At 32.9% G+C, this 23,803-nt stretch carries 23 protein-coding genes; 14 read left to right on the top strand and 9 right to left on the bottom strand.

Going from position 1 to position 23,803, the window contains the following annotated elements; genetic code table 11:
- Positions 1-25: 25 nt before the first annotated feature.
- The 5 genes from NLJ00_RS12020 (at position 26) to NLJ00_RS12000 (ending at position 4,679) form a co-directional block, all read left to right on the top strand.
- A complete protein-coding gene (locus NLJ00_RS12020; RefSeq protein WP_256637357.1) occupies positions 26-610 on the top strand; it encodes an NUDIX domain-containing protein in 585 nt (194 codons plus the stop codon).
- Positions 611-646: 36 nt separating this feature from the next.
- Positions 647-2,140, top strand: coding sequence for a S41 family peptidase (locus NLJ00_RS12015; protein WP_256637355.1), 1,494 nt, complete (start codon positions 647-649; stop codon positions 2,138-2,140).
- Between the two features lies 1 nt (position 2,141).
- Entirely contained in the window at positions 2,142-2,699 is a 558-nt protein-coding gene (locus NLJ00_RS12010) for a hypothetical protein (protein WP_256637354.1), read from the top strand.
- An 83-nt stretch (positions 2,700-2,782) separates the two neighbouring features.
- Positions 2,783-3,679: a L,D-transpeptidase gene (locus NLJ00_RS12005; RefSeq protein WP_256637353.1), complete on the top strand. Its 897-nt coding sequence runs from the start codon at positions 2,783-2,785 to the stop codon at positions 3,677-3,679.
- A 169-nt stretch (positions 3,680-3,848) separates the two neighbouring features.
- Entirely contained in the window at positions 3,849-4,679 is an 831-nt protein-coding gene (locus NLJ00_RS12000) for a hypothetical protein (protein WP_256637352.1), read from the top strand.
- 60 nt (positions 4,680-4,739) lie between these two features.
- Here NLJ00_RS12000 and guaB read toward each other — a convergent pair whose 3' ends face one another.
- From guaB to NLJ00_RS11975, 5 genes are all read right to left on the bottom strand, one after another.
- Entirely contained in the window at positions 4,740-6,212 is a 1,473-nt protein-coding gene (guaB, locus tag NLJ00_RS11995; protein WP_256637351.1) for an IMP dehydrogenase, read from the bottom strand.
- Between the two features lie 203 nt (positions 6,213-6,415).
- Positions 6,416-7,810: a DUF5723 family protein gene (locus tag NLJ00_RS11990; RefSeq protein ID WP_256637350.1), complete on the bottom strand. Its 1,395-nt coding sequence runs from the start codon at positions 7,808-7,810 to the stop codon at positions 6,416-6,418.
- Positions 7,807-8,358: a hypothetical protein gene (locus tag NLJ00_RS11985; protein ID WP_256637349.1), complete on the bottom strand. Its 552-nt coding sequence runs from the start codon at positions 8,356-8,358 to the stop codon at positions 7,807-7,809. The genes NLJ00_RS11990 and NLJ00_RS11985 overlap by 4 nt, the downstream gene beginning before the upstream one ends.
- A gap of 142 nt (positions 8,359-8,500) precedes the next feature.
- Positions 8,501-8,833: a hypothetical protein gene (locus tag NLJ00_RS11980; protein ID WP_256637348.1), complete on the bottom strand. Its 333-nt coding sequence runs from the start codon at positions 8,831-8,833 to the stop codon at positions 8,501-8,503.
- A gap of 14 nt (positions 8,834-8,847) precedes the next feature.
- On the bottom strand, positions 8,848-9,714 hold the full coding sequence (locus tag NLJ00_RS11975) for a hydroxymethylglutaryl-CoA lyase (RefSeq protein ID WP_053471029.1): 867 nt from the start codon (positions 9,712-9,714) through the stop codon (positions 8,848-8,850).
- Between the two features lie 316 nt (positions 9,715-10,030).
- On the opposite strand from NLJ00_RS11975, the gene NLJ00_RS11970 reads away from it, so the two are divergent.
- A complete protein-coding gene (locus NLJ00_RS11970; RefSeq protein ID WP_256637347.1) occupies positions 10,031-10,645 on the top strand; it encodes a SatD family protein in 615 nt (204 codons plus the stop codon).
- Positions 10,642-11,358 (top strand): DUF3307 domain-containing protein, encoded by a 717-nt coding sequence (locus NLJ00_RS11965; protein ID WP_256637346.1) that lies wholly within the window; start codon positions 10,642-10,644, stop codon positions 11,356-11,358. The genes NLJ00_RS11970 and NLJ00_RS11965 overlap by 4 nt, the downstream gene beginning before the upstream one ends.
- Here the strand turns inward: NLJ00_RS11965 and NLJ00_RS11960 are convergent.
- A complete protein-coding gene (locus NLJ00_RS11960) occupies positions 11,344-12,378 on the bottom strand; it encodes a quinone-dependent dihydroorotate dehydrogenase (RefSeq protein WP_256637345.1) in 1,035 nt (344 codons plus the stop codon). The genes NLJ00_RS11965 and NLJ00_RS11960 overlap by 15 nt on opposite strands.
- Positions 12,379-12,610: 232 nt before the next feature.
- On the opposite strand from NLJ00_RS11960, the gene NLJ00_RS11955 reads away from it, so the two are divergent.
- From NLJ00_RS11955 to NLJ00_RS11935, 5 genes are all read left to right on the top strand, one after another.
- Positions 12,611-13,864: an OprO/OprP family phosphate-selective porin gene (locus NLJ00_RS11955; protein ID WP_319800431.1), complete on the top strand. Its 1,254-nt coding sequence runs from the start codon at positions 12,611-12,613 to the stop codon at positions 13,862-13,864.
- Positions 13,865-13,931: 67 nt separating this feature from the next.
- Positions 13,932-14,891 (top strand): DUF6515 family protein, encoded by a 960-nt coding sequence (locus NLJ00_RS11950; protein ID WP_256637344.1) that lies wholly within the window; start codon positions 13,932-13,934, stop codon positions 14,889-14,891.
- A 110-nt stretch (positions 14,892-15,001) separates the two neighbouring features.
- On the top strand, positions 15,002-16,144 hold the full coding sequence (locus NLJ00_RS11945) for a formylglycine-generating enzyme family protein (RefSeq protein WP_256637343.1): 1,143 nt from the start codon (positions 15,002-15,004) through the stop codon (positions 16,142-16,144).
- Between the two features lie 341 nt (positions 16,145-16,485).
- Entirely contained in the window at positions 16,486-17,763 is a 1,278-nt protein-coding gene (gene pepT, locus NLJ00_RS11940; RefSeq protein WP_256637342.1) for a peptidase T, read from the top strand.
- Position 17,764: 1 nt separating this feature from the next.
- On the top strand, positions 17,765-18,352 hold the full coding sequence (locus NLJ00_RS11935) for a YdeI/OmpD-associated family protein (protein ID WP_256637341.1): 588 nt from the start codon (positions 17,765-17,767) through the stop codon (positions 18,350-18,352).
- Positions 18,353-18,600: 248 nt separating this feature from the next.
- Here the strand turns inward: NLJ00_RS11935 and yajC are convergent, their stop codons facing one another.
- The 3 genes from yajC to NLJ00_RS11920 all read right to left on the bottom strand — a co-directional run bounded on the left by yajC (position 18,601) and on the right by NLJ00_RS11920 (position 21,264).
- Positions 18,601-18,876 carry a preprotein translocase subunit YajC gene (yajC, locus tag NLJ00_RS11930; RefSeq protein WP_053471036.1) on the bottom strand — a complete coding sequence of 92 codons (276 nt, stop codon included), beginning with the start codon at positions 18,874-18,876 and terminating at the stop codon, positions 18,601-18,603.
- Between the two features lie 94 nt (positions 18,877-18,970).
- Positions 18,971-19,882 carry a transcription antitermination factor NusB gene (gene nusB / locus NLJ00_RS11925; RefSeq protein ID WP_256637340.1) on the bottom strand — a complete coding sequence of 304 codons (912 nt, stop codon included), beginning with the start codon at positions 19,880-19,882 and terminating at the stop codon, positions 18,971-18,973.
- A gap of 272 nt (positions 19,883-20,154) precedes the next feature.
- A complete protein-coding gene (locus tag NLJ00_RS11920; protein ID WP_256637339.1) occupies positions 20,155-21,264 on the bottom strand; it encodes a Glu/Leu/Phe/Val family dehydrogenase in 1,110 nt (369 codons plus the stop codon).
- 204 nt (positions 21,265-21,468) lie between these two features.
- Between NLJ00_RS11920 and NLJ00_RS11915 the strand changes: the two genes are divergently transcribed.
- Positions 21,469-23,247, top strand: coding sequence for an ABC transporter ATP-binding protein (locus NLJ00_RS11915; protein ID WP_256637338.1), 1,779 nt, complete (start codon positions 21,469-21,471; stop codon positions 23,245-23,247).
- A 69-nt stretch (positions 23,248-23,316) separates the two neighbouring features.
- Entirely contained in the window at positions 23,317-23,685 is a 369-nt protein-coding gene (locus tag NLJ00_RS11910; RefSeq protein WP_053471040.1) for a PUR family DNA/RNA-binding protein, read from the top strand.
- The last annotated feature ends 118 nt before the right edge of the window (positions 23,686-23,803 follow it).

Genomic DNA, 23,803 nt, shown 5'->3' with positions numbered 1-23,803 from the left:
TTTTTTTTATGAAACTATTTTCGAAATGAGAAAAAATCCAGAAATTGAAATTACAGAAACCAAATTATTATCTGATAATTGGTATGTATTAAACAAAGTTACTTTTAACTATAAAAAGGAAAACGAAAAAGTAGAATCGCATATTCGTGAAGTGTATGATCGCGGAAATGGTGCCGGAATATTATTATACAATAGTTCTAAAAAAACGGTTATTCTAACCAGACAATTTCGTTTACCAACTTTTCTTAACGGAAATAAAACCGGAATGATGATCGAGGTTTGCGCAGGACTTTTAGATAAAGATAATGCCGAACAAGCTATAATTCGAGAAACGGAAGAAGAAACAGGTTATCGCTTAAAAAAAGTTCAAAAAGTTATTGAAACCTACATGTCTCCAGGTTCTGTAACAGAGATTCTATATTTATTTGTGGGAGAATATGATGAAAACATGAAATTAAGCTCTGGCGGCGGACTTGATGCTGAACAGGAAAATATTGAAGTTCTGGAATATACTTTTGATGAAGCTTACGCCATGATTGAATCTGGAGAGATTACAGATGCCAAAACTATTTTATTGCTGCAGCACGCGAAGATTAAAAATTTAATTTAGATTTTTTGAGTATTTTTAAATTCTAAAAATACTCAAATGTCCAAATTCAAGATATTATTTTTTCTGTTTTTACCTTTTCTTATAATCGCACAAAATGAGAAACTGCCAGCCGAAAAATTAAAACAAGATCTTACTATTTTTAAAGATATTAGAGAAAAAGCCAATTCTGGTCTTTATAAATATCGAACAAAACAGCAAATTGACAGTATTTATTCCTGGGCATTTTCACAAATAGACAAACCTGCAACTCTGCTCGAATTTTACAAAATCATTTTAAAAATTACTGATTTTGAAGGCAGCGTACACAATGATACTACACTTCCTGATGAATTTCAGAATAAATTTTCATCAGGTAATGTATTCTTTCCATATCCTGTAAAACTCATTGAAGGAAAGTTAATCATCAATTTTCAAAACTCAGAAATTCCGTTAGGCTCAGAAATTTATAGTGTAAACAAAATTAAAGTCAATAAACTAATAAAAGACTTTTATAAATATTACACTACTGATGGCTACAATGTTTCAGGAAAATATATTGGATTAACAAGTTCGTTTGGAAAATATTTTGAAATGGAATACGGACCTCAAAAGAGTTTTTTGGTAGAATATTCGCTTCTTAACAACTCTAAAAAACTCACTAAAATAGTTTCTGCCGTATCTAATGATACCCGAAAAGAAAATTTCAAAAATCGGTTTTCACTTCCTATAGATAGTCTTCAGTTTAATAAAGCAAAAAACAAATATTCGTTTAAGATTATTTCTAAAAACACGGCCTTACTTTCTGTTCACACCTTTTCAATTGGTAAAAATGCAAAAGCGAAAGAACATTTAGCTTATAAAAAATATCTGGACAGCTGTTTTCAATATTTAAGCAAAAACAATCAAATAAATAACTTGATTGTAGATGTAAGGAACAATGGCGGCGGAAGCGACCCAAATGATATTTTGACTTTTTCTTATCTTACACAAAAGTCCTATCGCGAAAATGCTTCTGCATATGTTAGCTTTCAGGAAATTCCGTTTGCAGATTATTTCGTTTACGATGAAACCGAACCGCAAAAAAAGCTTGAAGAAAAAAATGATTTTGAAGCTGATTTAAAAGAAGAGTTTCCGAAATTAGAAAACGGAAAATACAATCAGGACGAGAAATTTAATCTTTTATTACAGCCTGATGTAAACAATTTTAAAGGACAAATTTACTTATTGATAAGTCCGAGAATTGCTTCTGCAGGATCGTTATTTGCTTCTTTGGTGACAGGAAATACAAATGCAATTGTTATTGGTGAAGAAACTATGGGCGGTTATTTTGGACATAACGGCCACACTCCTATTGAATATGAATTACCAAACACAAAGATTAAAACAAAATTTTCGATTGTAAATTTAGATCAGGATGTTCCTAAAAAAGCCAATCAGATTTTTGGAAGAGGAATTATTCCGGGTTATGAAGTCAAACAAACTTTAGAAGACTTTTTACAAAATAAGGATACACAGTTTGAATATACGTTGAAATTAATTGAATCGAAATAATATGAATATCTGGAAAGAATTTGCAAACCAAACTAATGGAATTTTTAAAGAAGGTTATTCCTGGCATTCAGATTCCGTTGAAATTGAATATGAAAACTGGAAAATTGTTTTTGATAATTATACCCTTTGGTCTGGAAAATACAGCACCGAAATGACTAGAGTAATTGTTCCGATTACTTTACAGGATAATTTTAGATTCGAAATTTATAAAGAAGGGTTTATTCGTAAAATTGAAAAATTCTTTGGGGCGCAAGACATAGAAATTGGTTATGCTGATTTTGATAAAGCCTTTACAATTAAAAGTAATAATGAATTTAAGATAAAAACATTATTAAAAAATAGTGATATAAGAAATAGTATCAGTAATCAGAAAGATGTAAACATTCAAATCTCAGATCAAAAAGGGATTTGGGAAGAGAAGCTTCCAAAAGACAAATTTGAATTATCTTATTTTAGTGATGGCGAAATTCTAGATTTAAATATCTTAAATGATTTGTTAGAACTTTTTAAACTTATCTTAAACGAAATGTTTGAAATAAATGTTATAGCTGTAAAATGAAAATCCAGCAAAGAATTTAAAGAATTGTGTAAGACATATTGACGGGTATAGTTATAATTTTATTTCTATAAAAATACGACCCTATGAAAAAGTTATATTATACAGCAAACGTACTACTTATATTAATGTTAGCCTTAGTGATTTCTTGTAAAAAAAGTGACACTGTAAAGCTGACAGATAATACAACTGATAAAAAACCTAAAAAAACAATTGAATATAAGAAACCAGAATCAGCAGTTTCTTATCAATTTAGCAATACTAAAGAATGGCTGAAAACAAATGAAGCTGACAGCAGTAAACTGGATATTGTTTATGCAGTAAACAGAACTGATAAAGCGAATTTAAAAAAGTTAGATTCAGTAGTTATTCCTGCAGATTTTAGTGGAGATTTAGTTTATTATTTACCGTTTCCACTGCATGTTGGGGCTTTAGAAGAAGTTTCGAAAATCATTATTTTCTCCTATCCTACTCAGACTTTTGCCGCTTACGAAAACGGTGAACTTGTTTATACTGGACCAACAAATATGGGAAGAAAAAAAGATCCAACACCAACCGGGTTATTTTTTACCAATTGGAAAGCAGAAAAAACAACGAGTACTTTTAATGACGAATGGGATTTAAAATGGAATTTTAATATCGAAAACAAACTTGGAGTTGGTTTTCACGAATATGAATTACCAGGTTATCCGGCATCACATTCTTGCTTGAGATTACTGGAAAAAGATGCTAAATATCTTTACAAATTTGCCGATGAATGGATTTTGAAAGACAAAGAAAATGTAAAAGTAAAAGGAACTCCGGTTGTAGTTTTTGGAAGTTATAATTTTGACGGTCCAAAACCGTGGCTGCAATTAGCCTCAGATCCAAAAGCTTTAAATATATCTGAATCTGATATTGAGAAAGAGGTAAAACCTTTTATTCAGAAGATTTTAGACAATCAAAAATTAAGAGAGGCGGAACAACAAACTACTGCTCTTTAATAAAATATTTTTTTCCTAAAAAAAAAGCAGCTTATAATTATCTATAAGCTGCTTTTTTGTTTTTAAACCAAAGGTAAAATTTTAGATAAAATAAAATTTTCATTGATGATAATTTGTCTATTTTCGTTTTATAAAATACCTAAAACAATTATCTCCCTAATTTTCACACATGAAAAAATCTTTTTTACTACTTTTTATTTTTACAACTTTTCAGAATTACTGCCAGTCAAATCAAATTTTAGACTTCAAACCGGGTTACTCACCTGAAAATATTTACAATCAAACAGTAACTAATTCTTCAGATTATGAAATGACATATTCAGGATCCGAAAAATTAATGGAAATATTAAAGAAAAACGGAACGGAAAATCCTGTCAAAATAAAGAGTTCATTTAATGTAGAAACTGTTTCTAAAACTGGTAAAATTGATAAAAACGGAAGCTTTCCTATTACCATAGAATACCTAAAATCTTCTGATAAAGATGGAAAAAGTGTAATTCCAAGTGGAACACTTTTATATGGTAATGCCACGCTTTCAAGCATGCCAAAATTGGATTCGATCGTAGGCACAGGAATGGAAGAAAATTTTAAAAAAACTATTTTTCAAATGGTTCAAAGTACTTTTAATCAATTAGCTCTGCCAGAGAAAAAATTAAAAGCAGGTGAATCTTTTTCTCAGGAAAGCCCACTTACACTTCCTATTGGCGGTATTAATATCGAAATGGTAATCACAACTACTTATAGTTTAAAAAATATTACTCCTAAATCTGCTTTTTTTGATATTGTCCAGACATATACAATGAAACTTGCTGATACTCGCTTTGAGTCGAGTGGTTCAGGAAATGGAACAGGAAAATTAGTTTATGATATACCTAATCATTTTGTAAGTGAAAATACTTTAAACATGGAATTAAATTTTAACTTAAAGCATACCGACTTTAATATCGATTTAAAATCAAAGAGCGATTACAGCCAACTTGCTAAAATCTCCAAAAAATAAACTAAAAAAGGCATAAGAATCAAACTCTTATGCCTTTTTTAATATTTGAAAAACTAAAAATTATCTAGAATAATTTGGAGCTTCTTTTGTAATTGTTACGTTATGTGGGTGGCTTTCAGTGATTCCGCTTGACGTGATTCTAACAAAACGTCCAGATTCCTGTAAAGTTGGAATATCTTTTGAACCACAGTATCCCATTCCGGCACGAAGACCTCCAATAAACTGAAGCATACTTTCGTTTAATTCACCTTTGTAAGGAACACGACCAACAATTCCTTCCGGAACTAATTTTTTAACGTCATCTTCAACATCTTGGAAATAACGATCTTTTGAACCTGTTTGCATTGCTTCAACAGAACCCATTCCACGGTATGATTTGAATTTTCTTCCTTCAAAAATAATAGTTTCACCCGGAGATTCTTTTGTTCCTGCTAATAATGAACCTAACATTACACAGTCAGCACCTGCAGCGATTGCTTTAGGAATATCTCCTGTATAACGAATTCCACCATCAGCAATTACCGGAACTCCAGTTCCTTTAATAGCAGCAGCAACTTCTAAAACTGCTGAAAATTGAGGAAAACCAACACCTGCAACGATACGTGTAGTACAGATAGAACCTGGACCAATTCCTACTTTTACACCGTCGGCACCATTTTCTACTAAATATTTAGCAGCTTCCGGCGTTGCAATGTTTCCAACCACTACATCTATTTGAGGAAATTTTGATTTAACTTCTTTCAATACATTTACAACACCTTCAGTATGTCCGTGTGCTGTATCGATAATAATTGCGTCTACTCCGGCAGCAACTAAAGCTTCAGCTCTTAGAACTGCATCTCCGGTAACGCCAATTGCAGCAGCAACTCTCAAACGACCAAAAGTATCTTTGTTTGCGATTGGTTTTTGAGTCAGTTTTGTAATATCTCTAAACGTAATTAAACCAACTAATTCGTTTTTAGCGTTTACAACTGGTAATTTTTCGATTTTATGGCCTTGTAAAACTACTTCGGCTTGTTCTAGTGAAGTTCCTTCGGCAACAGTAACTAGGTTTGTACTTGTCATTACCTCAACGATTGGTCTTGCTCCGTTTTTTTCGAAACGTAAGTCACGATTCGTAACAATTCCTTTAAGGATTCTGTTTTCGTCAACGATTGGAATACCGCCAATTCCGAATTCTCTCATGGCGTTTTTAGCGTCTGCAATAGTTGAATTCATTGGTAATGTTACCGGATCGATAATCATTCCTGCTTCAGCACGCTTTACTTTTCTAACTTTCGCAGCTTGCTGCTCGATTGTCATGTTTTTATGTAAAACTCCAATTCCGCCTTCTTGCGCCATAGCGATTGCCATTGCACTTTCGGTCACTGTATCCATAGCAGCAGATACGATTGGAACGTTTAATGTTATGTTTCTTGAAAATTTTGATTTGATACTCACTTCACGGGGAAGCACATTCGAGTAGTTAGGTACTAATAATACATCGTCGTAAGTTAAACCTTCGCCGATAATCTTGGAGTTGTGTGCTATCATGGTGCAATTTCTAGTTGAATTGCGTGCAAATATAGTGAATAAATTGCTAACTTAAATACTAACTTATTCATAAATTTATATTTACAGGAAACATCTTACGATTTAAATTCCAAATTTTTAAATTCCAAATTCCAATTAAAAACAGCGAAATAAAGGTTTCACATTCTCAGAAATTGGAATTTGGAATTTAAATAATTGGAATTTTATTTTTTATCCTGAAAAATGAAGTTGAAACCAAATTGAAACGCAAGACTATGCGCTTTTGTAACATCTTTATATTCTAAAACATTATCGAATAAAGCGTAAATATTAAATTTTCCGAGAGTTCCGGAAAGTCCTAAACCAATATTTTTATTCGAATACGGATCAAATGTATAAGTGACTTTTGCATTAAGTTTTTCAAAAATACTGCGTTGATAAAAAGCCGTTAGAGCAACGTATGGTGTTTCAGGCATTGTCATTAAAAACAATTGCGCACCAACAGCATTTAAATATCTTCTCTCGTTTTCAACTTTACAATTACACTCACCGTCGTATCTTGATTCCCCAAATGAATATTGAATGGAAGAATTAAATTTTACAGGTCGCCAAGTTGTGTATTTAGCATAAGATGTATCCCGCGGAATGGCGGCATCAAACTCATCAAAAATATTTTCCGGTTCATTTACAGCATCAAAATTTGGATTCACTCCGTCGTATCTGTAAGTTCCTTTATACCTTAAAGTCTCAATATCTTTAGTATGTTTTATAAAACCAACATCAAGAATACTGGCCGTAAGCTGCAGATTTTCCTTAATATTATAAGTGACACCGGCATCAAACCCCAAACCTAAACTTCCGTTGAGAAAAGTATTGTGTGCAATATCACTGGGAATACTTCCTTCATATTCATCTTTTGTAAATTTTCCTATGCCTGAAGTTTTAAGCTCTAAATTTGATTCGATTATTTGAGTATACAAATTTGTTCCCGTTCCTTGTCCAGTATAAATATATCCTGAGTTTTTAGTTGAAGTTGCATTGGCACCGCTTGAATAAATTTTAAATCGTCCGCCTAAAACCAGTTTTTTATTTATTTTTTTATGAAATCCGACATGAAAAACAGAAAGCACTTCGGCACGTAAATTTAAATCGGCTAAATTGAATGATTTTCCAATATGATTTTGATTTCCGTCTACGCCTAAAATGGCGAGGTCTTTTGGAAAATACATTAAAAAATCAAATTCCTGATAAGCACCAAATGAAATATACGATTGACTATCCTCGCCTCCTACTCTAAATCCGCCGGAAAAAATTTCAAGCTGTTGGTTTATCTGCGTTTTGTCATTTGCAGATGACTTATTGATAATATTTCGGACTTTGTCATTAAAATCTACGCCATTATCTGCAAATAAATCATAGGCAGAAAAACTGCTCGAACCAATATTTGCCGAAACTCCAGACAGAAGCGGCACGCCAAAATAGTATTTATAGGAAACATCGGCACCGGGATTTACAAGTAATGACTGCGGAATCGAAGTGAAATTGTACAACACTTGTTTATTTTGAGAATAACAAAAAAGCTGCAGCATCAGTATCAAAATTAAAAGTGCTTGTCTCATTTTATTTTCATATAAACGGTTGCACCTGATTTGAATTTTAAATTACCTGTAATATCTCCCGATCCAGATCCTGTTACGGTTGTTACTATAAAACCAATTTTCATGGTCTTTTTTAATAAATTCAACCGTTCTCCTTCAAAAACTTCTGTTGGATATTTTATGATATTGGAACCTCCAGTGTAGGTTGGAACAGCTAAATCAATAGTTTCTAATACTTGATTATTGGCATCTATAAACTGCAATTCAATTTCAAAAGCTCTGTTTATCGTATTTTCGATTTCGAAATTAAGTTCGGCTTTTGCTAAATTATCTGTTAAAAATTTCTTTTTAAAAATATCAAAATCTTCAACATCTGGAGGTATTTGCTGTCCCTGTCCATTATCTTCAATTTGGTCAGCAGAGACATCAAAGTAAGCGAGATTTGCTACAAAAACAGGTTCAAGTACAAAATCATCGATTTGGTCAAAGTCTAAATCACTTGAACAAGAGAGCAATAAAACTGCAGAAAAGAGTGTTATAGAGATTCTATATAAAAGATTTCGTTTCATTTTTTAATTTAATTAAAGATAAATAAAAACGCCTTTTCTTGTCAGATATTACTTATTTTACATTATTTTTTTAATGAAATTTTCCAAATAATTTAGATGCTTCATTATAAGCACTTTCAAAACTTAGAGAATTAATTGCAGATTATAATTTAATATTATTCTTTATTACTATACTTGAATTTAATACAACTTCCAGATTACCAATTTTTAATAAATCTTCAATTGTTTTTTCAATACAACTTCTAGTTAATTCCTTTACAAATAAATCTGGTGGAATTACATACAAACCTTCGAGATTATTTCCGTTCGTTTTATCATATTCTACAGTTGTTTTTAGAAATTCATAAGTCCAAACATTCATTCCATATTTCCTGCCATCAACTAACTCAACATTTATATTACAAAAATCATTATTTATCTGCCAATTATCTGGATCTACTTCTTCAAACTCTAACCAAAGTTTAAAATCACTCATAATTTCATTATTTTTTAATGAAACTTTCCAAACAATTTAGAAGCTTCATTATAAGCACTTTCAAAACTTAAAGAATTAAGTCCTGTTATTTTTTTATTGGCCGTAAAATACGAAATCAATTTTTCTGTTGGCATGTTTCCTGTCAATTTATCGGTCGCCATTGGGCAGCCTCCAAATCCCTGAATCGCACCGTCAAAACGTATGCATCCGGCTTTTGATGCCGCATCGATTTTTTCAAACCAGCTGTCTGGCGTAGTGTGCAGATGCGCTCCAAATTCGATTTCAGGATATTTCGGAATTAAATTCGAAAACAAATACGTAATAACATCTGGTGTAGAACTTCCAACTGTATCTGAAAGCGATAAAATTTTAACGCCCATTCCGGCCAGTTTTTCGGTCCATTCGGCCACAATTTCAACATTCCACGGATCTCCATAAGGATTTCCAAATCCCATGGAAAGATAGGTTACAACTTCTTTATTTTTTTTATCGGCGATTTCCAGAATTTCTTCTAAAGTAATTAAAGATTCGGCGATTGTTTTATGCGTATTACGCATCTGAAAATTTTCAGATATCGAGAAAGGAAATCCTAAATATTGAATGGCTTCATGTTCTGCAGCCTGAGCTGCGCCTTGTGTATTCGCAATTATCGAAAGTAATTTACTGGTTGTCTGCGACAAATCTAATTGTGCCAAAACTTCGGCAGTATCCTGCATTTGCGGAATTGCTTTTGGAGAAACAAAACTTCCAAAATCAATTGTATCAAACCCCACACGAAGCAACGCTTGTATATAAGTTACTTTATTTTTTGTTGGAATAAAGGTTTTGATACCCTGCATGGCATCTCGTGGACATTCGATAATCTTGATCTCTTTATTCAAAGCTTATTCTTTTGTAAAAGCTAAGTTAGGTTCTTTTTTAAAGAAATAAAAATTAACTCTTTGCGAATTATTTATTTTAATCTTATCGGGCTGTTTTTTTTACCATATAAGTTATATAAGGTCATTTAAATTTTAATGCTGGATAGTTTCTTATAAGTTAAATATAAGTGTAACTGTCTTTATTACGTTATATCGTAATAGATATTTTTATTACATAAAAACGTAATATTTTAAAATATTACCAAAAAATGTAATAATTAAATTTATTACTTATATTTGTAATAGAATTTTTATTATTTTTTAATTATATTTGATTATGACTAGTGTAATTACAGGTGACATAATTGGTTCAAGACAACAAGAATCGCAGCATTGGGTCGAAGATTTAAAAAAAATCCTGGCTCCGCTTGGTCAAACGCCCGGCGAATGGGAAGTGTACCGTGGTGACGAATTTCAAATTGAAGTTAAAAATCCGGAAGACGCTTTGTTGACTGCGATTTTGGTAAAAGCACATTTACGAACCATAAAATCTGATGCGCGAATGAGCATTGGTTTTGGAAATAAAACGCATAATGCTGCTAAAATTTCTGAAAGTAACGGAACGGCGTTTATCAATTCGGGAGAACTTTTTGAGACTTTAAAAAAGCAAAAAGTGACTTTAGCATTGCGAACAGGAGATACTGATTTTGATGAAAAAATGAACTTAATGATTCAGCTTGCTTTGACTTTTATGGATAACTGGCTGGTACAATCGTCAGAATTTGTTGCAAAAGCAATAGAAAATCCAAGCCTTTCGCAGGAAGAATTGGGACAAAAATTAGGCATTAATCAAGCTGCCGTAAGCCGAAGACAAAAGCGTGCTCAGTTTGATTTGGTTATGAATTTAGATCGTTATTTTAGAACACAAATAAAACAACTTACAGCCCCATGATTTTATTTATAAAACTGTTTCTGTCACATTTATTAGGCGATTTTATCTGGCAGCCCAATTCCTGGGTTATCGATAAAGAGAGTAAAAAACACAAAAGTATTTACTTATATATTCATGTTTTATTACATGGAGTTTTAGCCGCGATTTTGGCTTGGGAAATTAGTTTTATTCCGTATGCTGTTTTAATTGCGGTTACGCACGGTATTATCGATTTAATCAAACTCAATTTCCAGAAAGATAAAACAAAACGTACCTGGTTTATTGCAGATCAAATTGCACATATTTTGGTTTTAATAGGCGTGGTACTTTTATATCAAAACAAAGGCATTATTTATTTTTGGCAGGATAATGCATTCTGGATTTTAATTACAGGAATTTTACTGTTAACCAAACCCACTTCTATTTTAATCAAAACCATTATTTCGATCTGGGCACCCGAAAACGAAAACAGCCATCAGGATAATTCGCTGATAGCTGCCGGAAATTATATTGGTATTTTAGAACGCTTGTTTGTGTTCGGATTTATCTTAACCGGACATTTTGAAGCAATTGGATTTTTATTGGCTGCAAAATCTATTTTTAGGTTTGGAGATTTAAAAGAAGCCAAAGACCGAAAACTAACCGAATATGTTTTAATTGGTACATTAATTAGTTTCGGAATCGCCATTCTTGCCGGAATACTGGTTCAGGCACTTCTTTTACAACTGCCCTAAAACTTTTTTGTTGATTGCTTTTATTAACGCTGGCCCTTCATAAATAAAACCAGTGTATAACTGCACTAAACTTGCTCCTGCATTTAGTTTTTCGATGGCATCATCGGCAGAGTGAATTCCTCCTACTCCAATAATTGGAAATGCTTTATTGCTTTTTTCCGAAAGAAAACGAATTACTTCTGTAGAACGTTTTGTTAATGGTTTTCCAGATAAGCCTCCCATTTCTGATTGGTTTTGAGACTGAAGTCCGTCTCTGGAAATAGTTGTATTTGTTGCAATTACACCCGCAATCTGCGTAGTTTTTACAATATCAATAATATCTAATAACTGCTCATCTGTAAGGTCTGGAGCAATTTTTAATAAAATTGGTTTTACTTTTTGAGTGCTTGTTTTTTGTTTTTCGACATTTCTGTTTTGCAGCGTCTGTAATAAAGCGGTTAAAGGCTCTTTATCCTGAAGCGCTCTTAAATTTGGCGTATTTGGCGAACTTACATTTACTACAAAATAATCTACATGATCAAAAAGTGCATCAAAACAAATGATATAATCGTCAACCGCATTTTCGTTTGGTGTCACTTTATTTTTTCCGATGTTTCCGCCAATTAAAACGCCTTGATTCTTTTTCAAACGTTCAACAGCTTCCAGAACTCCGCCATTATTGAAACCCATTCTGTTAATAATCGCCTGATCTTCTTTTAAACGAAACAAACGTTTTTTAGGATTTCCTTCCTGACCAACCGGAGTTACAGTTCCAATTTCGATAAAACCAAAACCAAAATCAGAAAGTTCTTTGTACAACTTCGCATCTTTATCAAATCCCGCCGCAAGTCCCACCGGATTTTTGAATTTAATTCCAAAAACTTCTCTTTCTAAACGAGCGTCTTTTACTTCATAAATTGATCTTATAATTGCCGAAACTCCAGGTATTTTTGAAATGAATTTTACAAATGAAAAAGTAAAGTAATGCACTTCTTCCGGATCAAACCAAAAAAGTATTGGGCGAATTATCAATTTATACATAAGAGTTGTGTTGTTGTTATTTTGGCTGCAAATTTAAATATTATAGTTTAAAAAGGTACTGTTTTATAAAAAACAAATTAATAAGAGGTTGCAAGTTATAAAATGAAACAAGTTCAAGAGTTTCAATAACTATCTATGGATTATTTATTACCTAATTTTGAGATAGTTAAACAAAATATTTACTTAAGTTAAATATTGTCACCCTGAGCGTGACAAAACAGGATGTAATAAAGTGATATACGAATTATACCTATCAGCTTCGCCTATGCATCACACAAACAAAACAATTCGCATTTTAAAAATTTACTTTTTACTATTACTCTTATTTCTTGCCTTTAAATCAAAAGCGCAACAAGAAAAAGACACCACCAAACTGCTTAACTTTAGGTACGGCGATAAAGGAATTGAACTTCGTACCAATGACAATAAATTTCTTTTTCAATTGCAAAGCCGGCTTCAGTTTCGGTTTTCTACACCAAATGATACAGATCCTTTGACTTATGATGATTACAGTCAGGATAAAAAAACTACTTTCAAAATTAACCGTGCCAGATTAAAAGTGGGCGGTCATGCTTTTGAGCCTTGGTTAAATTATTATTGGGAATACGAACTCAGCCAGTCTAATTTATTAGATTTTAGAATTATGGTGGAGAAATGGAAATGGTTAAGCTTTAAAGCCGGACAATGGAAGGTTGAATTTACAAGAGAGCGTTTCATAAGCAGCGGTGAGCAGCAAACCGTTGATCGTTCTTTAATTAACCGCCCTTTTACTGTAGACAGACAAATGGGAGTTGAAGTTTACGGACATTTAAAAGGAAAAGGCATTGCCGATTTTAATTATTGGGCCGCAGCACTTACCGGAACTGGTCGGGGAAACACCTCTAACGATGATAATAATTTGATGTATTTCGGGCGGGCACAATGGAATTTTTTAGGACGATTTCTTGATTTTGAAGGAAGTGATCTGGAATTTCATGAAAAATTAACTCCAATTATTGCTTTTTCAGCTTTAACAAACCGAAGTCCTTACACCCGATTTTCACAATCTGGCGGAGGATATTTAGAAGAATATGAAGATGGTGCGCCGGGACAATACAGGGTAAATCAATGGAATTTTGAAACTGCATTTATGTATCGGGGTTTTTCCTGGCAAAGCGAAATGCATACTAAAAAAATTATCGACAAAATAAACAATGACGACGAAACCACATTAAAAGGCTACTATGTTCAGGCCGGATATTTTTTTCATAATGCTTTTGAATGGTGGCCCAAACATTTAGAAATGGCCGGACGCCATGCGGCATACAGACCTGACAATACTATTAGACAAAACCGACAAGATGAAACTACTATTGCTTTTAACTGGTTTTTTAAAGGACATAAAAACAAATTGACATCAGAAGTGACTTATTTCAGTTTTCAGGACAAAACACTTCCTCTTGAAGCAGGATGGAGATTTAGAATACAATGGGATATTTCATTGTAAAATTCTTACTTCTTTTTTAAATATAAATTTATTTTTTAATAACTTTATCTGACTTAAAATACTGAAAATGAAAAATATAAACAAAACAATAAGAAAAGCAGTAACAATATGTTTAGCCGGATCGTTTTTTTTGATTTCTATTGACAGCATAGCGCAACGTCGTGTGGGCGGTGGCGGTGGCGGCGTTCACAGACCTAGCGGAGGAACTCAAAGACCTGCTGTAAACAGACCAGCCAATCAGTCACGACCTACAGTAAACAGGCCTGCAACAACAAGACCTGGCTCTAATGGTTCAGGAACCAAAGTTACCAGACCTGCTAATACTTCAAACACAAATATTAACAGAAATAATTCTGTCAACAGAAATTCTGGTAATCGAAATTCTGGCAACATAAGCAATTCAGGTAATAGAAATACGAATATAAGCGGCAATACCCGAAACGTTGACAGAAGCAGGGACATCACAATAAATAATAACAGAAATACTGTTGTTAGACGAAATACCGTTGTGTACGCTCGTCCTCCTTATGTGTATGGCGGTTACAGATATCACGCTTACAATCCGTATTACTTTCATCCGTACAGACCATTTTATTATGGTCCGGTTTGGCATCCGTGGGGATTTTTTGTAGCGACTTTAGCAGTGACAGCAATAGTTGTAAGTGTCGAAAGTACGCAGTATCATTACGATCAGGGAGTTTGGTACGCACCTTCAAACGGAGGTTATACTGCGGTTCCTGCGCCAGTTGGAGGAACAGTAAACAATATTCCGAGTGGAGCGCAAACCATTAATACAGGAACCGTTAATAATTATTATTACGGAGGAACGTATTATGAAAAGGATGGCAATACCTATAAAGTAGTACCGCCAACAGCAGGAACGGTTGTTGACAATTTACCCGAAGGCGGTGAAGAAGTTACCATTGGCGATGTAAAATATGTTAAGTTTGGCGAAACCTACTATCAACCTGTAAAAGTTGATGGAAAAGACAAATACGAAGTAGTTTTGGTAGAAGAAGATAAATAACAAAATACAATTATTTTATTAATTCTATCAAACTAATATAACTTTAAAAGTTATTTTCATACTTTTGATTCAACTTATTGACAACCAATACAGCTCAAAAAACCATTACAATGAAAAATAAAACTTTTTGGATTTTCGCTATACTAACAATCTCCATAATTTCAATTACTTACGGTGTAACCAAATTAATTACGCCTAAACCAAAAGTAACCGAAGCGGCTTTAGATTGTCATGAAATTCCAAATACCTCAGAACCATCGGCATTTAAACCTACAATTGAAAATAAAAACAAACCCGCAGGAAAAGCTCCTGAAGGAATGGTTTGGATTCCGGGCGGCGAATTCTCCATGGGAAGTAATGTTGCAGATGAAAGTTTATGCAGTTTATCTGGCGTAACAAAAGATGCCGCTCCTATTCATCGTGTGTATGTTGACGGTTATTATATGGATAAAACCGAAGTAACAAACGAAGAATATGAAAAGTTTGTAAAAGCTACGGGATATATTACCGTTGCTGAACAAAAACCGACTAAAGAAGAATTTCCAACCGCTGCCGAAGAAGATTTAATTACTGGTTCTGTAATATTTACACCTACTCCATCAGCCGTAAATTTGAATAATTTTCTGCAATGGTGGTCTTACGTTGGCGGAACGGACTGGAAACATCCGCTTGGCCCTCAAAGTTCTATAAAAGGAAAAGAAAAATATCCTGTTGTGCATATTACTTATGAAGATGCTGCAGCCTACGCAAAATGGGCTGGAAAAAGACTTCCAACAGAAGCTGAATGGGAGTTTGCTGCCAGAGGGGGAAAAACAGGAGAAATCTACGCTTGGGGAAATACGTTGAAACCAAACGGAAAATTTCAGGCTAATATTTATCAAGGACATTTCCCGATTAAAGATGGTGATACGGGAGAAGATGGTTTTAAAGGAATTGCTCCTGTCGCACAATTTGCCCCAAATGCTTACGGATTGTATGATGTTGCAGGAAATGTATGGGAATGGACAAACGATTGGTACAGCGTTGATTATTATAAAACATTAAGCGAAAGCGGAAAAACAGCCAAAAATCCGCAAGGACCGGATGCTTATAATGATCCTAACGATCCAACTCAAATAAAAAGAGTGCACCGCGGTGGTTCTTTTTTATGTACAGATCAATATTGTACCAGATATATGGTGGGAACCAGAGGAAAGGGCGAAATTAGATCTGCTGCCAATCATCTTGGTTTTAGATGTGTAAAAAGTATTTAAAAGATAAAAACGGTTATCTCAAATACATTAGACTCAATAAATCAGGTGTCCTTACAGGACACAATCAAAATCTTAATATTCTTGCTACCAACCAAATATTCCTAACGGAATAATTTTTTTTAAATTGAAAAGGCTCATTCCGTTAGGAATGTCTGATTGGTAGAAATTCAATTTGTTGAAAGATATACGTTCCGTAGGAACGTTTGACTATTAGAACAGATAATTCAATAAAAAACAGGAGGCTGTCTACAAAAACGGTCTCTTTTTTTATTATTTTCGATACTAAAACCGCAAATTTACCTGCTAAAAAAAATGTCTATATTTGCTAAAAATAAAAAGAAATGCAACATATCATAGATCGTTTTATCAGTTATGTAACAATTGATACAGAATCAGATCCGAATTCAAAAACAACCCCAAGTACAGAAAAACAATGGAATCTTGCCAATAAATTAGTTGAAGAACTAAAAACAATTGGTTTAACAGATGTCACCATAGATGACAAGGCTTACATTATGGCAACTTTGCCAAGTAATGTGGATCATGAAGTCCCGACAATTGGGTTTGTTTCTCATTTTGATACTTCGCCAGACTTTAGCGGGGCAAATGTAAAACCACAGATTGTAGAGAATTACGACGGAAAAGATATTGTTTTGAATGCTGAAAAAAACATCGTTCTTTCTCCTAATTACTTTAAAGATTTATTACAATATAAAGGGCAGACAATCATTACAACCGACGGAACTACTTTGTTAGGCGCCGATGATAAAGCCGGAATTACCGAAATTGTTTCGGCAATGGAATACTTAATTCAGCATCCGGAAATTAAACACGGGAAAATCAGAATTGGTTTTACTCCCGACGAAGAAATTGGACGCGGTGCGCATCATTTTGATGTGGAAAAATTTGGCGCTCAATGGGCTTACACCATGGACGGAAGCCAGATTGGTGAATTAGAATATGAAAATTTTAATGCTGCCGGAGCTAAAATTACTTTTAAAGGAAAAAGCGTTCATCCTGGTTATGCAAAAGGAAAAATGATCAACTCGATGTTGATTGCAAATGAATTTATCAATGAACTTCCAAAAGGTGAAACGCCTCAGGAAACAAAAGGTTACGAAGGTTTTTTTCACGTTCATCATTTAACGGGAAGTATTGAAGAAACCGTTTTAGAATTAATTATCCGCGATCATAATAAAAGCAAATTTGAAAAACGTAAAGATTTAATTGGAAAAATTGCCAAAAAAATCAATAAGAAGTTTGCGAAACAATTTGGTGAAGATATTGTAACTACTGAAATTAGAGATCAGTATTACAATATGAAAGAAAAAGTGCTTCCGGTAAAACATATTGTTGATATTGCCGAAAAAGCAATGCGCGAATTAAACATCAAACCAATCATAAAACCTATTCGCGGCGGTACTGACGGATCTCAATTATCATATATGGGATTACCTTGTCCGAATATTTTTGCCGGCGGACATAACTTCCACGGAAAATACGAATATGTTCCAGCAGAAAGCATTCAAAAAGCAACTGATGTTATTGTAAAAATTGCTGAACTTACAGCAATTCCGGGAATTTTTGATTCAAAAGAAAAACCTAAAAGAACAAGATAATTTGGAACCAGCTTCTGAAAATAAAGGCATGTGGAAATATAGCGGTCAATGGGAAGAAGAATTACTTCTCCTTAAAGCTATTATTGACAAAACCGAACTAAAAGAAACCACAAAATGGGGTGGTCCGGTTTATGTTTATGAGAAAAAAAATGTCATTGGTTTAGGAGGTTTTAAAGATTATTTTGCGATTTGGTTTTTTAATGGTGTTTTCCTGAAAGATGAAAAAAAGAAACTTATCAATGCTCAGGAAGAGGTTACAAAATCCTTGCGTCAATGGCGTTTTGCTTCAAAAGAAGAAATAAACGAAAAAGATATTTTAGAATATATCTTAGAAGCGATTGAAAATGAAAAACAGGGAAAAATCATAAAACCTTCAAAAAAAGAAGCCATAGTTTCTGAACTTCTTAACGCAGAAATGATTAAAAACCCATCATTAAAAGAAGCGTTTGAGAAGTTTAGCCCTTATAAACAATATGAGTTTCTGGAATATATTGAAACTGCTAAACAGGAAAAAACAAAACTTTCGAGAATTGAAAAAGTGATTCCGATGATTTTGGCGAATGTTGGGTTGAATGATAAATACAGGTAATTAAATTCCAATTTTTTAAAATTCCAAATTCCAAGCTATATGAGACCTTTGTCAAAGTTTTAAACTTTGACAAAGGTTTTCGCATTTTTGTCATTGCGAGGAACGAAGCAACCACACTAACATCAACATGCGTGATAAGCATCGTGAGATTGCTTCGTTCCTCGCAATGACCACACGTTTAGCATAAACAAAAAAATCCCAAACTCCATTTGGAATTTGGGATTTAAAATATTGTAATTTAAAAAAGCTTAAGCTTTTTTATTCAAAGCAGCGCTTAATTCTAAAGAAATAGCTGAACGCTCTAATTTTAATTTTCCTGACATAGTTTCGATTACAACAGTAGTTTCTGCTAATTCAGCAATTTTACCGTGGAAACCACTTTTAGTAACTATTTTATCACCTACTTTTAGGCTGCTTTCAAATTCTTTTTCGTTTTTTGCTCTTTTTTGCTGTGGTCTGATCATGAAGAAATAGATTACCACAAACATTAATAGAAATGGCGCAAATTGAGTTAATTGTCCCATAATTTAAATTCTGTTTTTTGATTTATTATTAATATTTTATTTTTGGACTGGCTCTTCGACTTCGCTCAGAGTGACAGCTCAATTTCTTTTATTTTTACATTAACCCTCTACCAACTTTTACCATCTTTTTATTAGCGGTAAGTTCTTTTACAAGATTATCTAAAATTCCGTTGATAAAAATACTACTTTTTGGTGTAGAATACTCTTTTGCAATTTCTAAATATTCGTTAAGAGTTACTTTTACAGGAATTGAAGGGAATTTCAAAAATTCGCAAATTGCCATTTTCAAGATAATCGTATCGATTTCGGCAATCCTTTCGCTGTCCCAGTTTGGCGTTTTATCGTCGTATTCTTTTGCCAAAACAGCTTCGTTTAAAACTGTTCTTCTAAATAAATCTTTAGCAAAATCTTTATCCTCAACATCTTTATACAATTTAGGAACTCTAAAATCGTCCGGATCTTCGGTTTTAATTGCTTTTAATTGTTTAATGATATGCGTATTTACAACCGGAATATCATCAACCCAAGTCAATTTATCATCCTCTAAATACTCATATAATTTGTCATTTGGAACAATAACCTCAGCAAATAAATCAGCAATAAATTGTTTGTCCTCTTCAAAAGTATTGATATTATTGCTCATGTATTTTTTGTACAAATCGCTTGCTTTAATATCATTTAAAAGCAAAATAATATAATCGTCGTTTAATGACCAGTTGTTGATTTTACGATTTTCTAAAGCGATGCTAAGGGAATTACTTTCGGCAAGAAGCTGAAAGATTTTGTTTTTGATGAACTTTTCGTTCGGATTACGTTCTGCTGCAGTAGCAAGATGTTTTTTGCTTGACAGATGCAAGAATACTGATTCTTTTTTGCAAATTTCAATCAATGAAGAAAGCATTATAAGATATAAGTCCTGAATATTATCAATACTGTAAAAAAGAAATTTCTCTTCTTTTTCCATATTATCAGAACCGCTTTGGTGCATTGCATAAATGGATTGCATGACTTTAACGCGTATGTGTCTTCTATTTACCACCTTGTAAGAACATTTAAAAATTAGTCTGCAAAAGTATAACTTTTAAGGCATATTTTAAAATTAATTCGTAAAAAAGTCGCAGTTTTCAGTCGCAGTTTTCAGTTTAATTCAAAATTAATCTCAGTATTCAGTCTCAGTCTCAATATTCCTATAAAACTGGAAACTGCAACTGGATACTAAAAAAAATCCCAGTCTTCAGAGCAAACTGAAAACTGGGATTGAGACTGTAAACTAAAAAATTACTTCTTAGCAGCGTTTTCAATTTTTCTCGCATCAATACGATTTTGAGCAATTGTAAGTGCAGCTTTATGAGTTGTCATACCGTTTTTCACAGCATAATCGATAATTTCTAAAGTAGTATTGTAGATATTTTCGGTTTTAGCCATGATTTCAGCTTTACCATAATGCTCTAATTCAGCATAAACATTGATGATTCCACCAGCGTTGATCAAGAAATCAGGAGCATATAAAATTCCTCTTTCCTGTAATCTTGGACCGTGAACATTTTCATCAGCTAATTGGTTGTTTGCTGCTCCAGCAATAACTTTAGCTTTAATTTTGTTTACTGTATCGTCATTAATTGTTGCTCCCATTGCGCATGGCGCATAGATATCAACATCTGCTGTATATAAATCTTCACCAGTATAAATTGTCGCATTGTATTTTGAAGCAACCTGATATAATTTTTCTTCGTTAATATCAGTAATCGTTACCTGTGCTCCTTCTTTAGTTAAATACTCAACTAAAGTTTCACCCACGTGTCCAATTCCCTGAACCAAAACTTTTTTACCATCTAAAACATCAGAACCAAACTGACTTTTAGCAGCCGCTTTCATTCCTAAATAAACTCCGTAAGCTGTTACAGGAGAAGGATTTCCAGATCCCCCTCTTTCTTCAGAGATTCCAGTAACATAAGGCGTTACATCTCTTACAGTGTCCATGTCTTTAGTTTCCATTCCAACATCTTCAGCTGTAATATATCTTCCGCTTAAAGAGTGAACAAACTCACCAAACTTACGCATCAATTCAGGAGTTTTCTGCGTTTTAGCATCACCAATAATTACTGCTTTTCCACCACCAATATTCAAACCGGTAATTGCAGATTTATAAGTCATACCTCTTGAAAGACGCAAAACATCGTTTAATGCTTCCCATTCAGTATTGTAATTCCACATTCTAGTACCTCCTAAAGCTGGCCCCATAACTGAATTATGAATACCAATAATTGCTTTTAAACCTGTATCTTTGTCATTGCAAAATACAATTTGTTCGTGATCGTCAAAAGATAATTGACCAAAAACAGGATCCATTTTTTGAAGTTCCTTTCCAGTTGCGAAAGTTGCATCCATAGCGTTACTATTTAGTTGTTTAAAATTATGAATTTGTCAAAAAGACAACTCAAACATAAACAAAAAATATACATGTGCTAATTTTTTATCTTTAAAATAACAATTATACAAAATATTTATTTTGATTAGATTGCATTTTATTATACTTTTAATTAAGAATAATTCATAAAATTAAATCAAGTCAATATCGAATCTCTTAAAAAAATGAAAGAATTAAGCTATTTAAACAAATATTTCATTAAATATAAATTCAGTTTTTCCTTCGGAATTTTAATCACCATAATCGCACAAATATTCTTTTTATTTACTCCAAAGCTGGTTAGCCATTCTTTTGACGTTATCGAAAAGTTTTTAAAACTATCCGATGCCGATAAAAAATCCTCTATACTGGTTAACTTTTATCAGCAGGAATTAATTCATAACGTACTCTTAATCACGGGGAGTGCAATTGTTGGAGGATTCTTAACTTTTTTAATGCGTCAGACTTTAATCGTAATGTCGCGCCATATTGAGTTTGATTTAAAAAATGAGGTTTTTAGACAATACGAAAACCTTTCTCAAAATTTCTACAAACAAAACCGTACGGGAGATTTAATGAACAGAATTAGTGAAGACGTTTCTAAAGTTCGTATGTATGTAGGCCCGGCGGTAATGTATACTATAAACACGTTCATTCGTTTTGCCATCGTATTATTATATATGTATAATGTTTCGCCTTTGCTGACTTTATATACAATTTTACCATTGCCAATTTTGTCTTATTGTATTTTTAAACTAAGTTCAGAAATCAATAAACGAAGCACCACTTTTCAGCAGTATTTATCTAAAGTTTCGAGTTTTACTCAGGAAATATTTTCAGGAATTAGAGTTATTAAAGCTTATTCTTTAGAAAATCAGCATCAAAATAATATGGTAAATCTTTCGGATGAAAGTAAACGCAAGAGTTTAGATCTGGCTAAAGTTCAGTCGCTGTTTGGACCTTTGATGATTGCCCTTATCGGAATTAGTAATTTAGTTGTAATTTATTTTGGAGGCGTAATGTACATCAACGGCACGATTCCGAATATTGGCACAATTGCCGAATTTATTCTCTACGTAAACATGTTAACCTGGCCTGTTGCTTCTCTTGGTTGGGTTTCTTCTATGGTTCAGGAAGCAGAGGCTTCTCAAAAACGTTTAAATGAATTTTTGAAAATCGAGCCGGAAATTAAAAATAACAATCAAAATGCATCAGATATACAAGGTTCAATTGCTTTTGAAAATGTAAGCTATACGTATGAAGATACTAATATTGAAGCTTTAAAAAATGTAAGTTTCACAGTAAAAAAAGGAGAAACGCTGGCCATTTTAGGAAAAACAGGTTCTGGAAAATCTACTATTTTATCTCTAATTTCCCGTCTTTATGATGTTACCGATGGAAGAATTACAATTGATCAAAACGAAATCAGTTCTTTAAATTTAAACGATTTAAGAAACAGCATCGGAATTGTTCCTCAGGATGCTTTCTTGTTTTCGGATACCATAAAAAATAACATCAAATTCGGAAATCAAAATGCAACGGACGAAGAAGTTATTGAAGCTGCAAAAAATGCTGTAGTTCATGATAATATCATCGCATTTAACAAGCAATATGACACTATTTTAGGAGAAAGAGGAATTACGCTTTCCGGCGGACAAAAGCAGCGTGTATCGATCGCGAGGGCTATTATAAAAAATCCGGTGATTTTACTTTTTGATGATTGTTTGTCTGCAGTTGATACCGAAACTGAAGAAACAATCCTACATAATTTGTTTGAATTTTGTAAGGATAAAACTACCATAATTGTCAGTCACCGAGTGTCTTCTGCCAAAAACGCTGATAAAATCATTATTTTAGAAGATGGCGAAATCATTCAACAAGGCTCTCATAATCAATTAATAAATCAGGAAGGTTACTACGCATCGTTATATTTAAAACAACTTTCGGAAAAAGAATTACTTTAATTGTTGCGTAATAGATAAATTTTTATGATTTTTGAGTACTATTAATTACCAAAAATGATAGAACGTATTATGAGAGAAAATGACATGTTAGAAAAAGAAGAGATTTTTTCTAAAGTATTACGAGCAGGAAGAAGAACTTATTTCTTTGATGTGAGAGCTACTAAAGCTGACGATTATTATATTACGATTACCGAAAGCAAAAAGTTTACAGAAGAAGATGGTTCTTTTCACTTTAAAAAACACAAAATTTATTTATACAAAGAAGATTTTAGTGCTTTTGCCGAAATACTAGAAGAAATGACTTCATACGTTTTGAACCACAAAGGTGAAGAAGTAATCTCTGAAAGACATCAAAAAGATTTTAAAAAAGAATACGGTTCTGATAAAGCTGAAACACCAAGATCTAGCTTTACTGATATTGATTTTGACGATATTTAATCTTATATAACTTTTCTAAAAGTTCAAGTCCAATATGTGCAGCATTTTTGGACTTTTTTTATATATTTAAGTTCTCGATTTTAGATTGTAGACTGTAGATTTTAGATTTTTATATTTT

It is taken from the genome of Flavobacterium panici, from assembly GCF_024499525.1.
Classification (GTDB): Bacteria; Bacteroidota; Bacteroidia; order Flavobacteriales; family Flavobacteriaceae; genus Flavobacterium; species Flavobacterium panici.
Note: the sequence above shows the minus strand (reverse complement) of the source record. Positions and strands in the feature narration are given on the sequence as shown.